This is a genomic window from Nocardia sp. CA-119907, from assembly GCF_050955995.1.
In the GTDB taxonomy this organism is placed as follows: Bacteria; Actinomycetota; Actinomycetes; order Mycobacteriales; family Mycobacteriaceae; genus Nocardia.
Window position 1 is genome coordinate 4272299 of the sequence record NZ_CP192091.1, and the last position, 13448, is coordinate 4285746.

Below are 13448 nucleotides of genomic sequence, written 5' to 3' on the forward strand. Positions count from 1 at the left end.
TTCCGTACGGCACAGCGGATTCTCGTCCATGAATGAACGCGCGTGCCGCAGCTGACCGACAATGGTCAGTCGAGGGAAAGGAGCGTGGAGTGGGCGAGCGGTTTTCTGCTGACGGGAATCGGCTGCGGGAACTCGCGCCGCACTTCGATCACATCGGCGCGGATGTGCTGAAAGCCGTTGAACAACTGCGCGACACCTTGGCTCAGCAAGGCGAGCCTTGGGGTGACGACGACGCCGGGCGCGCTTTCGCCGATTCATATATACCGGAAAGACAGCGGACCATGTCCGATCTGGCCAGCCTCGTGCAGGTGCTCCAACAGTCGGGCTCTGACCTGCATCAGCTCGCGGCCAATTTCGAGAACTCGGATTTGGACAACGCCATGTTGATCAAGAACGTCGCAAACCGGACCCCGGACGAAGCGACACCGCAGCTGTCGACGGATGGCACTGCACTACCGCAACTCACCTCGAACCCGCCGACCATGCCGATGACGACCCTGCCATCGGCCGCCGCGGCGGAGGCCGAAAACGGTGCACCGCATGCCAACGAAGCGGCGACCACCGCGACGCCAGTTCCGCCCCAAACGTCAGTGCCTGTCACTGCCGCCTCATCCGGCGCGCAGCAGCCGCCGCGCAGTGGTCGGGATCAGCGCGGTGCGAACCCGGCCGAAGGCAACCTGCCCGGTTCGGGTGATCGGTCCAGTTCGGGTGATCGGTCCGGTGGGAGTCGCCCGTCCAGTTCAGGTGGGCGGGCTGTCCCCGGTATCGACGCGGCGCGGGCAGCCGAGGCCGCGCGGGAGCGGGCGAGGGCCGAAGCGCGTGCCGCTGTGGCCACTGCGGCAGCGAACAAGTCGACTGCCGCTGCGCCGAGCAGCACACCGTGGTCCAGGGGGGGATCCGGCGGCCCGCCGAAGGTTTCCGCGCCTGGTTCCGAGTCGGGTGCACCGCGGATGCCTGGCAGACCCGCCGCGAAACCACCTGTTCCGGGAAGGAAGTCCGACAAATCCAAGGCAGGTGAATCGCGCGAGTCCCTCGCGGCCCGGCTCGCCCGGGAACTCGCCGAGCGGCATGGGGTGCGGTCGTTCGGCTTCGAAACCCCTGGCGTCCGTGACGATGTGCTGACGGAGCTGGTAGCCGCGGTCGACGACGTGCTACCGGAATACGCGAAAATCGACCTACGCGCCATCGGCATCGATGAGCTCCCGGATGGGGAATTGACTCGACTGGAATGGGATTCGGACCTGGGACCGGATGGGCCGGCGCCGTTCACCGCACGAATTGTGCTCGGGACTCGGGCTGCGACCGACCCAGAGTATGTGGCGCAGACCGTCGCCAGGGCTGAGCAGGAGGGTCTGCTCGCCCCTGGCTGCGCGCAACGGCCGGTGTATTCGTCGATTGTGCGCGAGCTCGGCGGCGCGTTGGATGTGGCGGGCGGATTTGGTGCGCGCGCCGCCGCGCACCGTGCTCTCGTCACCGCGTACCTTCCCCAGCTGGATCGAGAGCAGCGCGGTTCGCTCAGCCGCACGGTGTCCGGTTTCCGAACGTGGCGTTCGCGGTTGCGCGGCAGTAGTTTCCATCGCGGCCAGTTCGAGCCCGCCGCGGCACTGGCCGAGGCGTTCACCGAAGTGGTGATGAATAGGCAAGCTGTACCGCCCGCGCAGGTGCTGCATCAGATATTGGTGGCCGCCGCCGAATCGGTTGGACGCTGACCGGGCGACTCAGCTGGCGGTGGACTTGTCGGTCCGGATCTCGACGATCGGGAGGACCAGGGCCGTGGGTGCTTCGGCGGGGACGACCGGGTTCTTGGGGGCGATGGGCTGGATCTGTTGGTAGGCAACATCTTGCGGGGGGCGCTGATCCTGTTCGCCCTTGTTGGGCCAGTAGGCGGCGGAGCGTTCGGCTTGGGCGGTGATGGTCAGCGACGGGTTGACGCCCAGGTTCGCGGAGACTGCGGCACCGTCGACGACGCTGAGTGTGGGGTAGCCGAAAACTCGGTGGTAGGCGTCGATTACGCCGGAGTCGCGGTCCGCGCCGATGGGGGCGCCGCCGAGGAAATGGGCGGTGAGGGGGATATTGAAGACTTCGCCCCAGCTGCCGCCGGCGACGCCGTCGATTTCCTCGGCGACCTTGCGGGTCACCTCGTTGCCCGCGGGAATCCAGGTCGGATTCGGTTCACCGTGGCCCTGTTTGCTGGTGAGTTTGCGGCCGAAGAGGGTGCGCTTGGTGTAGGTGGTGATGGAGTTGTCCAGGTGCTGCATCACCAGGGAGATGATGGTGCGCTCGCTCCAGTTCTTCACGCTCAGGAAACTGATGAGGGTGAACGGGTTTCGCACCACCTGGCCGAGGAAGCGCAGCCAGCGCGGTATCCGGCCGCCGCCGTCGACCATGAGGGTCTGCAACAGGCCCATCGCATTCGAGCCCTTGCCGTAGCGAACAGGTTCGATATGGGTGTCGGCGGTCGGGTGGATCGAGGAGGTGATCGCGACACCCCGGGTGAAGTCGACATCTGGATTCACCTTGCGGGTCGCCGCGCCCACAATGGATTCGGAGTTGGTGCGGGTGAGTTCGCCCAGCCGGTTGGACAATTCGGGAAGTACGCCCTGATCGCGCATGGCGTGCAATAGCTTCTGCGTGCCGAGGGTGCCCGCGGCGAGCACGACATGGCCCGCGGTGTAGGTGTGCGGGCGCTTGCGCACCCACGCGCCGGTGCGCTCGGTCGAGACGTCCCAGGTGCCATCGGGCAACGGGCGGACGGAGGTCACCGTCGTCATCGGGATCACCTGTGCGCCAGCCTTTTCCGCGAGGTACAGGTAATTCTTGACCAGGGTGTTCTTCGCTCCGTGGCGGCAACCGGTCATACATTCACCGCATTCGAGGCAGCCGGTGCGATCGGGGCCGACGCCGCCGAAGTACGGATCCGCCACGGTCTTTCCCGGTTCGCCGAAGAAGACGCCGACCGGGGTCTGCACGAAGGTGTCCCCGACGCCCATATCATCGGCGACCTTCTTGAACACCTCGTCCGCCGGCGTGAGATGCGGATTCTGCACCACGCCGAGCATCTTCTTCGCGCGCTCGTAGTACGGGGTGAGTTCGGCGCGCCAGTCGGTGATATCGCGCCACTGCTGGTCCTGGAAGAACGGCTCCGGCGGCACGTAGAGGGTGTTCGCGTAGTTCAGTGAACCGCCGCCGACACCGGCGCCGCCGAGGATCAGCACATTGCGCAGCGGGTGGATGCGCTGGATGCCGTAGCAGCCGAGCTTAGGTGCCCAGAGGAATTTGCGCAGGTCCCAGCTGGTTTCGGGGAGCTCGTCATCGGAATAGCGCCGACCCGCCTCGAGCACCCCGACCCGGTAGCCCTTCTCGATCAGCCGCAGTGCTGTAACGCTGCCGCCGAATCCTGAACCGACGACGAGTACGTCGAAATCCGTCGTCCGCTGGTCCATGTGGTGCTCCTCGATCTGTGTCGCCAGTGACACCGGTAACACTACTACCGAGTAGCTAAGCCTCGCTCGAGGGTTCAGAGCTGGGATTCCGCCAAGTGACGGTGGCCGCGATGGCCTGGTCGATGGGTGTCGGGCGCAGGCCGAGGCGCTGCCCACCGGCGGCGGAGTCCAGTACGAACGGGCGGACGCCTCCGCGACGCGGAATCAAGAGCGGTGCTCGCATTAGTTGACATCGCTCTCGCCGGCGCGCATGGTGATCGATATGGCGACGACACCACGGGCCCGCGCCAGGGCCCAGACCATGAACGATATCGTCCGGATCGGACGCGAGCATCTGGCCACCGATGGCGCGGCAGCACTGTCGCTGCGCGCTGTCGCCCGCGATCTCGGTGTCGTCTCCTCGGCGGTCTACCGCTACGTGCGCAGCCGCGATGAACTGCTGACCCTGCTCGTGATCGATGGCTACAACGCACTCGGTGACGCGGTGGACGCGGCGCTGGCCGATGCCCCCGACGATCCGATCGAGGGGCTGCGCATCGTCGGCCGCGCCGTGCGTGCCTGGGCGCTGGCCGAACCCGCGCGCTATGGGCTGTTGTTCGGCACGCCGGTCCCGGGCTACGACGCCCCGGCGGAACAGACCACCGTCCCCGGCACCCGGGTGATCGCGACCATGCAGACCCTCTTCGCCCGCGCCTACCACGCGAATCTGCTCACCGCTCCGGTGCGGGAGCGGCCGATATCATCGGCGCTCGCAGGAAATTTCGCGAACATCCGAGCCGTCTTCGGCCACGACGTCCCGGACTGGCTCATCGCCCGCGGCATCACCCTGTGGACCGGACTCTTCGGTGCCGTGACCTTCGACGTCTTCGACCAGTACGGCACCGATAGCTTCGCCGATCGCGCCGAGTTGTTCGAACTCCAACTGGAGGGTCTGCTCGAACAACTCGGCTACCACGGCTGAGCCGGCCGCGGTCAGGTGATGAGGCGGGGCGGGGGTGCGCCGTGCGGGAGGCGGGGGCCGATGGCGACCAGCGCGCCTGCTGTTCGTCCCTTACCCCAGCCGAGCTTCTCGCGGTAGCGGCCGATCTGCTCTTCGGGGATGGGGCTGCCAGCAGCCAGCGGGGTCGATTCGGGATCGACGTACAGCGCGTCGGTGGGGCAGTAGGCCTCGCACATGAAGCAGGTCTGGCAGTCGGATTGCCTTGCGATGACCGGGATTCCGGATTCGGTGCGGTCGAACACATTGGTGGGGCAGGCGTCGACGCATTTATCGCAGCCGATGCAGGCGTCGACGAGTACGCGTTCGATCATGACGCCACCTCGGCCGTCGCGGTCCACACGGTATCGAGGCCGCCAGAGTGGATGTGGTGGCGCTGTGTCGGATCCAGATCCGGATGGTCGGCGCGTTTGCTCATGCCGCGTGTCTCGGTGCGCGTCAGTGTCGATGCGTACATGAGCCTGCCGACCGCGGTGATGGCGGCGGCCTGGCGGGCGCGGATCCGCTCGTCCCCGGTGCGGCCGCCGAGCTCCGCACCGGCGCGCTCCCAGAGCGTGTCGAGTTCGGCGCGCGCGGGCCGCAGTCGATCGCCGTGGCGTAAGTAGTTCTTCTGGAACGGAATCAGCTCCTGCTGAGCCCCTTCGACGACCTCGGCGGCTGACAGTGTGGCCGAGCCCGTCGGCCGCAGTCCGACCCGTCCCGCACCGCGCAAGGTCGCGGCGTCGGGCCGCGTCGAGCCGAGCGCGAACCGCGCCGCACCCGCGCCCGCCCAACTCCCCGACGACATCGCCCACGCCGAATTGTGGCTGCCACCACCGGTGAAACCACCGCAGATCCGTTCCCTGGTCGCCGCATCACCCGCCGCGAACAGGCCGGGCACCGTGGTCGCGCAGTCGTCGTCGACGATATCGATGCCGCCGGTGCCGCGCACGGTGCCCTCGGCGAGCAGGTCGACCTCGAAACGGTCGGTGAACGGGTTGATACCGCGCCGATCGAACTGCAGGAAGAAGTTCGGCTGGCCGAGTCGCATCTGCGCCTGCACCGTCGCATCGGCCCGGTCCAGTTGCGCGAATACCTTCTCGGACAGCAGGGTTCGGGCGATGACCGATCGGCCCTTCGTCGAGCCCGCGCCCTCGAGCACCCGCCCGTCCTCGTGGAAGAACGTCGCGAAGCCGTAGTAAGCGGTCTTGGTGATGGTCGAACCCTTCGGCACGATCGCGTAGGCGTTGGAGAACTCCATACCGGAGAAGCGCGCCCCCACCTCGGCGGCCATCAGCGCACCGTCACCGGTGTCGACATTGGTGCCGAGCGCGCGCGAGAGGAATGCGCAACCGCCGCTGGCCAACACCACCGCGCCCGCCGTGATGCGGTAGTCGCGGTCGAGTTGGCGTTGGAATCCGGCCGCGCCACGAACCGTGCCGTCATTGTCGACCAGCAGTTCGAGAGCCGGTGCGTGGTCGAGGATCCGGACACCGAGTCGTTTGATCCATGCCCGCATCCGGCGCATGTACTCGGGCCCCTGCACCCCGGTACGCAGCTGTTCGCCGGTCGCGGGGTCGATCGGAAACGGGTACTTGCCCTCCACCGCAAGGTGATTCATATTCGTGTAGGTCTGATCGAGGACCCGGTCCATCCAATAGTGGTCGGCGAGATGGCCGCCGAGCGCCTCGCGACTCGCCTTCGCATTCGCACGTGCCGTCGCCTCCGGGGCGACGTACCAGACACCGGTGCCGGAAGGCGCGGTGGCGCCACTGGTTCCGCAGTAGCCCTTATCGACCAGGGTCACCTCGGCCCCGGACTCGCGCGCGTGGATGGCCGCCCATGTCGCGGCGGGACCGCCGCCGATCACCAAGACGTCGGTGTCGGTCTGCCAGAGTTCACTCATGCGTCTGCTCCTGAGGCGTCGGGATTGCGGCGGAAAAATCGGCAATCGTCAGCGGAATGCGGGGTCAGCGCAGGAATTCCAAATGTACGAGCGTCATCGACAGCGGAAAACCCTTCGAATCAGCGCGATTTTGGCGCTCGGAGCATTGATGCGCGAGAAATCCGCGCAGCGGGCGCAGAACCATTGCCGCGCCCGGCGCATCCAGCGATAGTTCTGGCCACATCCGGATCGGTAGAAATATCAGGAGGAACCATGACTGCCGCCGATCAACCCCGTTCGGGTGCCCAAGCGGTCGACCGGGCCATCCATGTCCTGAACTGCTTCGAGGGTGATGATCCGGAACTGTCGGTGAGTGAACTGGCCCATCGCGCGGGCCTGCCGGTCAGCACCACCTATCGGTTGGCCCAAGCGCTGGTGCGGGGCCGGTTGCTGGAGCAGGATCCGGCGACCGATCGCTACCGCATCGGCCAGGGGCTCGCCGCACTGGCGCGGCCCGCACTGTCGCGATTGGGCATCGACGCGGCCGCACCACATCTGTATGCGCTGGCCGCGGGCATCAGGATAACCGTCAGTCTGAGCATTGCCGATGATCGGGACGCGGTCACCGTCTTCCAGGCCCGGCCGCCGGTGTACTTCTGCCCCAACCAGCTACCGCGCGCCCGCCAGCCCTTGCGATCCAGCGCGGTCGGGCACGCGCTGCTGGCATTCGCACCGGTGCGAGCCATTGCCGATGGACCGGACCGGCGCCCGACGCCGCTGCCGCCACCGGATCTGGATCGCGTGCGCCGCAGCGGTTTCGCCGAGCAGATCATCGAGCGCGAGGATCCGGTGCGGTCGGTGGCGGTGCCGATCCTCGGCCCCGACCGACAGGTCTGGGGCGCGCTCGGCGTGCAGGCTCGTTCGGCACGTCTGAATGCGGAATTGGTGCGGGGAATAGTGCCGGCGATGCGCCAGATCGCGGGCCGGATCGCTCCACTGTTCGACTCGACCGCCGCCATTACCGATGTGCCGGTCGAGTTGTACTCACGGTGATTTTCACAATGTGAAATCGCCATTGTCGCCCTGCGGGGTCGACCCCACCATGGACACACAGCCGCGGGGTCGCCGCTTGTACACAATCCACGAAGGTCGTTGACATGGTTGAATCCATTGCGCTGATCCGCCGTCGCACGGTGGATCTCATGCGCCTCCCGCACGGAGTCTGTCGCGCCTGAATCCGCGGTCGCCGAAAGACGGTAGCCGCATTCGACAATCAGTAATCCTCGCGCTTACCTGCCGTCGCGGCGTGCCCGATGCCGCCGCGCGGTAGGGCGCATTCGGTGAAAGAACCCCCATGACGTTGTCCCAGAAAACCAGGCCGCGGCTCATCCGTGCACTGGCCGCCGCACTCACCATTCCCGCCGCACTCGCGGTGCTCACCGGCTGCGGAAAGTCGGGGCCGGGCACCGATGCCGACGGCAAGGCCGTGCTGCGCTACCAGGGCTCGACCGGCCAGGTTTCGGCCTATGAACTGGCCGACGACCTCGGCTACTTCTCCAAGATCGCATTGCACTGGGAGGGCGACACCACCAGCGGCCCGGCGAATATCCAGGCCGCCGCGACCCGTCAGATCGAATTCGGCAGCGCGTTCAACGGCGCGGTCGTCAAGTTGTCCGCGGGCGGCGCGCCGGTCACCTCGGTGCTGAGCTCCTACGGCGCGGATGAGCAGTCGTTCACGGGCTACTTCGTCCGCGACGATTCCGGGATCACCTCGGCCCGGGATCTGATCGGTAAGAAGGTCGGCGTCAATACCCTTGGCGCACACCATGAATTCATCACCCGGGAATGGCTGCACCAGCAGGGGCTGACCGACCAGGAGATCAAACAGGTCGAGCTGATCGTGGTGCCGCCCGCCAATACCGAGGACGCCCTGCGCAAGGGTCAGATCGATGTCGGCACCCTCGGCGGCGTGTTCCGGGAGAGCGCGGAAGGGCGCGGCGGTATCCACCCGCTCTACACCGACAAGGCCCTGTTCGGTCAATTCGACTATGGCACTTACGTTTTCCGCAAGGACTACATTGCCCAGAATCCGGAGGCGGTCAAGGACTTCGTACAGGGCACCGCACGGGCGACGCGCTGGCTGCAGGTGACACCGCGTGACGAGGTGGTGGCGCGCTTCGCCTCGATCATCAATAAGCGCGGGCGCAATGAGAACACCGACCTGCTGAAATTCTGGAGGAGTCCGGGCATTCCGGTACCCGGTGCCGTGATCGCCGAGAAGGAACTGCAGATCTGGATCGATTGGCTGGTCCGCAACGGTGATCTGCCTGCGGGAAAGCTGTCTGCGAAGGATCTGTTCACCAATAAGGACAACCCGTACGCCAATGGCACCTACGGCCCGACCACCGGCCCGACCGGAGAGGTGGTCGCGGCGAAATGAGTCAGGTGAAACTCGCACTCACCGGAGTGCGCAAACAGTTCCCGGTCCGGGGTGCCAACGCGGAGTTCACCGCGATCGAGGATATCTCGCTGGAACTGCATGACGGCGAATTCCTGGTGCTGGTCGGCCCCAGCGGTTCCGGGAAGTCGACGCTGCTGGATCTGCTCGGTGGGCTGAGCAAGCCGAGCGCGGGGCGGATCTTGTTGGACGGCAAGCCGATCAGCGGTCCGGGACTGGACCGCGGCATCGTATTCCAGCAGTATGCGCTGCTGCCCTGGCGCACCGCCCGGGCCAATATCGAATTCGGATTGGAGGCCAAGGGGGTCCGGCGTCGGGACCGCCGGAAGATCGCGGCGGAGTATCTGGAGCTGGTCGGGCTCGACGGATTCGGCGATCGCTATCCGCATGAGCTGTCCGGCGGGATGAAGCAGCGCGTCGCCATTGCCCGCAGCCTCGCCTTCGATCCGGAGGTGCTGCTGATGGACGAGCCGTTCGCCGCGCTCGACGCCCAGACCCGGGAGTCGTTGCAGGACGAGCTGTTACGGATCTGGCGGGCGACCGGGAAAACCATTCTGTTCATCACCCACGGCATCGATGAGGCCGTTTACCTCGGCCAGCGGGTTGCCGTGCTGACCTCGCGGCCGGGTCGGGTCAAGGCCGTGATCAATATCGAGATCGATCGCGATTCCGGTGCGGACGTGCGGTCGAGCGAACGCTTCCGGGAAGCCCGGCATCAGATCTGGTCGCAGTTGCAGAGCGAGGTCACCCGGGCGCAGGGACTCGAACGGGAATCGCTGTCCGCGACCACGAATACCGAAAGGAAGTCGGTTCATGTCTAGCGCAGTACAGGTCGTCGAAAAGTCCCGGCCGGTCGTAGTGCGGAGCCGGGCCGAATCCGCCGCACCGAGGGAGATCGCCGCGGCGCGGCTGCTGCGCGCGATCGCGCTGCTGGCGTGGCGAATCTTCAAGCCCACCTTCGCCATCGGCCTGCTGGTCGCGGTCTGGGAGGCGGCGCCGCGGCTCGGGCTCGTGGACGAGGTCTTCCTGCCGCCGTTCTCGACGGTCGCGCAGGCCTTTGTCGACCTGGTACAGAGCGGTGAGATGTGGGAACACGTCTCGACCAGCCTGACCCGCTCGGCGACCGGATTCTCCCTCGCACTGTTGGTGGCCATTCCGGTCGGTGTGGCCATCGCCTGGTACAAACCGGTGGCGGATTTCCTCAACCCGATCCTGGAATTGTTCCGCAACACCGCGGCATTGGCGCTGTTGCCGGTGTTCATCTTGATTCTGGGGATCGGCGAGACGTCCAAGATCGCGCTCGTGGTGTACGCGAGCTTCTTCCCGATCCTGCTGAACACCATCACCGGTGTGCGCACGGTTGATCCGCTGCTGATCAAATCGGCTGTCTCGCTCGGGTTCTCGCCGATTCGACTGTTCCAGAAGGTGATCCTGCCTGCCGCCCTGCCATCGATATTCACTGGTGTGCGAATGGCGGCCGCCTCGTCGATCCTGGTGCTTATCGCCGCCGAAATGGTCGGTGCGCGGGCCGGACTCGGCTACCTGATCACGGCGGCCCAGCAGAACTTCCAGATTCCCAATATGTATGCGGGCATCCTCGCGATCTCGCTGTTGGGGCTGACCTTCAATGGCGTACTGGTCACCCTCGAACGGCGTCTGTCGCGCTGGCGCGCCGAACCATCCCGTTAAGGATCTCCCATGTCTCTACCTCGCAAGCAATTCCACCTCAATGCCTTTCTCATGGGAGTCGGCCATCACGAGGCGGCCTGGCGCCATCCCCGGACCGCGGAGCGCCGGGTGCTGGATGTGCGGCATTTCCAGGAACTCGGACGGATCGCCGAGCGCGGCAAACTCGATTCGGTGTTCTTCGCCGACGGACTGGCGGTCGGACCGCGGATCGAGCGCAATACGCTGGCCGTGTTCGAACCGCTGACCTTGCTCGCGGCGATCGCCGCGGTGACCGAACGCGTCGGCTTGATCGCAACCGCGTCGACTACCTACAACGAACCGTTCAATCTGGCACGCAAATTCGCCTCCCTCGACCACATCAGCAGTGGGCGGGCCGGATGGAATATTGTCACCTCGGCCAATGAACAGGAGGCGTTGAACTTCGGTTTCGACGCTATTCCGGAGCACGCCAGGCGCTACGAGCGGGCACAGGAGTTCGTGGATGTCTCCGTACAGCTGTGGGACAGCTGGGAGTCCTCGGCGATCGTGCTCGATCCGGATGCGGGCGTATTCGCCGATCCGGACAAGGTACACACCATCGACTACGCCAGCGAGCGCTTCCGGGTCCGTGGTCCGCTGAATTCGCCGCGCAGCCCGCAGGGGCGGCCGTTGCTGGTGCAGGCCGGGTCGTCGGAGAGCGGTAAGGATTTCGCCGCGCGCTATGCCGAGGCGGTGTTCACCGCGCAACGATCACTGGCGGAAGGACAGGCGTTCTATCGGGATCTGAAGGCACGGCTGTTGAAGTACGGCCGCTCGGCCGATGATCTGAAGGTGCTACCCGGCCTGGTGCCGTTCATCGCCGACACGCGCGCGGAAGCACGGGCGCTGGAACAGGAATTCACCGACCTCATCTCCCCGGATTACGCACTGCGGCAACTGTCTTCGCTGCTCGGTGTCGATCTCACCGAACACGCGCTCGACGCACCACTGCCGCCGCTGCCGCAGGAGAGCGAGATCGAGGGCGGCAAGAGCAGATTCACACTGGTGAAGGATCTCGCCGAACGCGAGAACCTCACCGTGCGCCAGCTCATCGGCAAGCTCGGCGGCGGACGCGGGCACCGCACCTTCGCGGGCACACCCACCGACATCGCCGACGAACTCCAGTCGTGGTTCGACAACGGTGCCGCCGACGGCTTCAACATCATGCCGCCGTATCTTCCCGGCGGGCTCGAGGTCTTCGTGGACCGAGTCGTGCCGATCCTGCAGGAACGCGGCCTGTTCCGCACGGACTACACCGCGACCACCCTGCGCGGGCACTACGGGCTGGCGCCGGTGGAAAGCCAGTTCGCACGGGTACGGACCGAAGTCGGCGCATGACTTCACTGACCTGACTGCGCCGCCGACTTCATGCGCTGCGCTCGGCCCGCGAACCTCGGTGCTCCAGTTAGCGGGGCACGGTGACCGGGTCGGCGCAGCTGGCCGCGGCGTCGACGAATGAGCAGGGTTTCGGGTCGCGGGTGGGGCGGTAGCCAGGGGCGACGCCGCCATTGTGGGTGATATCGGTGTAGGCGGGCACGGCGTCGGTGGGCTTGCGGGTGAGGGTGGGGTCGGTCCGGACATCGACGGTGTACAGACCGAAACGCGGTGTGTAGGAACCCCATTCGTAGTTGTCGGTGAGGCTCCAGTAGTTGTAGCCGATGAGGTTCATGCCGTCGGCCTTCGCGCGCTGCAGCCAGTAGACGGTATCGCGGAGGTCGTCGGCGCGGGTGTAGCCGTCGGTACGCGGTGTGCCGTTCTCGGTGGGCATACCGTTTTCGACGATGTAGAGCGGGCGGCCCGGGAACTTGCGTGAATAGTGTTGCAGGGCATAGTAGATGCCCTCGGGTTCGAGCGGGTTCTTCCAGAGTTCGCTGAAGCTCAGCTGGGTGACGGTGCCGGGGGAGGCGCCGTAGTAGTAGTCGATGCCGATGTAGTCGAGCTTCGCGGCGATCCTGTCGATGAGCGGACCATTGACCACATCCTCGCCCGCGGGAATGTAGGCCACGTTGCTGGTGACCATCGCGCCGAGCTGAACGGCGTGGATGTAGTCGTAGATGGCGGTGTGCGCCTGGGCGATGCGGTCCTGCATCGCCGGGATGGCGGTGGCGTCGAGGCCGCCGTGCGTGGACTCGTTCATGATGTAGGCGGCGGGTTCGTTGAACGTGACCCAGAGGGGGTTGTTCGCGGCGTACCGATCGACGACTGTGCGGGCATTGGCGAGCCAGTCCGCGACGATATTCGGATTCGACCACCCGCCGCGATCGACCTCCCAACCCGGGTAGACCCAGTGGTCGATGGTGAGCATCGGCCGCATGCCGGCGGCGGTGATCGCGGCGATCACATTGTCGTAGAAGCGAAGTCCGGCCTCATCCCATTCACCCGGTCGGGGCTGTACCCGCGCCCATTCGACGCCGATGCGGTAGACCTTGACGCCGAGCTTCGCGGCCAGCTCGATATCGGATCGGTAGCGGTGGAAGAAGTCGACCGACTCGAGGTACGGATCGCTCGTCTTGCCGTCGGCCACATATCGGGACCAATTGCTATCCGGCGCATAGCCTTCGGACTGGTAGCCCGACGCGGCTACGCCCCAGAGAAAATCGGCGCCGAGCGGCTGCAGCTGTGCGGGCGGGGCCGCGCTCGCCACCGCGGGCACGGTACCGCTGACAATGAGCGCGGCAGTGGTAGCCGCCAGAGTGACCAAAACATGGCGACGACTCTGTGATCGCATCGAACTCCTGCTTCCTGAGGGGACGGGCGCTCATGGACCTCCGGCGCGCGTGCCGGGTCGGGCAGGACCACGCGACGAGAGTAACTGGTCGGTCGACCTTCGCGAGGCATCTACGCGGCACATGGGGTCCAGTGACGCGAAAGTCGCGCTCAGGGTTTCGGGCTCTCCCGCGAGTTCTTCACCTGCTGATCTCCCACTACCTGGTGCTGGATGCTGGTGCGCACGAAACTCGGCGCCAGAGCGAACATATC

Annotated in this window: 11 protein-coding genes; 7 read left to right on the forward strand and 4 right to left on the reverse strand. The window is 66.0% G+C overall.

Features of this window, described 5'->3' with window-relative positions; all coding sequences use genetic code 11:
* The first annotated feature begins 89 nt into the window (after positions 1-89).
* A complete protein-coding gene (locus ACQP2D_RS18630; protein ID WP_433684953.1) occupies positions 90-1709 on the forward strand; it encodes a hypothetical protein in 1620 nt (539 codons plus the stop codon).
* Positions 1710-1718: 9 nt separating this feature from the next.
* Here ACQP2D_RS18630 and ACQP2D_RS18635 read toward each other — a convergent pair whose 3' ends face one another.
* Positions 1719-3443, reverse strand: coding sequence for a GMC oxidoreductase (locus ACQP2D_RS18635; RefSeq protein WP_433684954.1), 1725 nt, complete (start codon positions 3441-3443; stop codon positions 1719-1721).
* A 262-nt stretch (positions 3444-3705) separates the two neighbouring features.
* On the opposite strand from ACQP2D_RS18635, the gene ACQP2D_RS18640 reads away from it, so the two are divergent.
* On the forward strand, positions 3706-4404 hold the full coding sequence (locus ACQP2D_RS18640) for a TetR/AcrR family transcriptional regulator (RefSeq protein WP_433685697.1): 699 nt from the start codon (positions 3706-3708) through the stop codon (positions 4402-4404).
* An 11-nt stretch (positions 4405-4415) separates the two neighbouring features.
* Here ACQP2D_RS18640 and ACQP2D_RS18645 read toward each other — a convergent pair whose 3' ends face one another.
* Positions 4416-4754 (reverse strand): 4Fe-4S dicluster domain-containing protein, encoded by a 339-nt coding sequence (locus ACQP2D_RS18645; protein WP_433684955.1) that lies wholly within the window; start codon positions 4752-4754, stop codon positions 4416-4418.
* The gene (locus ACQP2D_RS18650; protein ID WP_433684956.1) at positions 4751-6325 is read right to left on the reverse strand and encodes an FAD-dependent oxidoreductase; all 1575 of its coding nucleotides are present in this window, start codon (positions 6323-6325) and stop codon (positions 4751-4753) included. The genes ACQP2D_RS18645 and ACQP2D_RS18650 overlap by 4 nt, the downstream gene beginning before the upstream one ends.
* 252 nt (positions 6326-6577) lie before the next feature.
* On the opposite strand from ACQP2D_RS18650, the gene ACQP2D_RS18655 reads away from it, so the two are divergent.
* The 5 genes from ACQP2D_RS18655 (at position 6578) to ACQP2D_RS18675 (ending at position 11807) form a co-directional block, all read left to right on the forward strand.
* Positions 6578-7357, forward strand: a complete 780-nt coding sequence (locus ACQP2D_RS18655) for an IclR family transcriptional regulator (protein WP_433684957.1) — start codon at positions 6578-6580, stop codon at positions 7355-7357.
* Between the two features lie 301 nt (positions 7358-7658).
* The gene (locus ACQP2D_RS18660) at positions 7659-8744 is read left to right on the forward strand and encodes an ABC transporter substrate-binding protein (protein ID WP_433684958.1); all 1086 of its coding nucleotides are present in this window, start codon (positions 7659-7661) and stop codon (positions 8742-8744) included.
* A complete protein-coding gene (locus tag ACQP2D_RS18665; protein WP_433684959.1) occupies positions 8741-9583 on the forward strand; it encodes an ABC transporter ATP-binding protein in 843 nt (280 codons plus the stop codon). The genes ACQP2D_RS18660 and ACQP2D_RS18665 overlap by 4 nt, the downstream gene beginning before the upstream one ends.
* Complete coding sequence (locus ACQP2D_RS18670; RefSeq protein WP_433684960.1) at positions 9576-10451, forward strand: ABC transporter permease; 876 nt, start codon at positions 9576-9578, stop codon at positions 10449-10451. Before ACQP2D_RS18665 ends, ACQP2D_RS18670 begins: the two co-directional genes overlap by 8 nt.
* Before the next feature lie 9 nt (positions 10452-10460).
* Complete coding sequence (locus ACQP2D_RS18675) at positions 10461-11807, forward strand: LLM class flavin-dependent oxidoreductase (protein WP_433684961.1); 1347 nt, start codon at positions 10461-10463, stop codon at positions 11805-11807.
* 67 nt (positions 11808-11874) lie between these two features.
* On the opposite strand, the gene ACQP2D_RS18680 is transcribed toward ACQP2D_RS18675, so the two are convergent.
* Complete coding sequence (locus tag ACQP2D_RS18680; protein ID WP_433684962.1) at positions 11875-13197, reverse strand: family 1 glycosylhydrolase; 1323 nt, start codon at positions 13195-13197, stop codon at positions 11875-11877.
* Between the last annotated feature and the right edge of the window lie 251 nt (positions 13198-13448).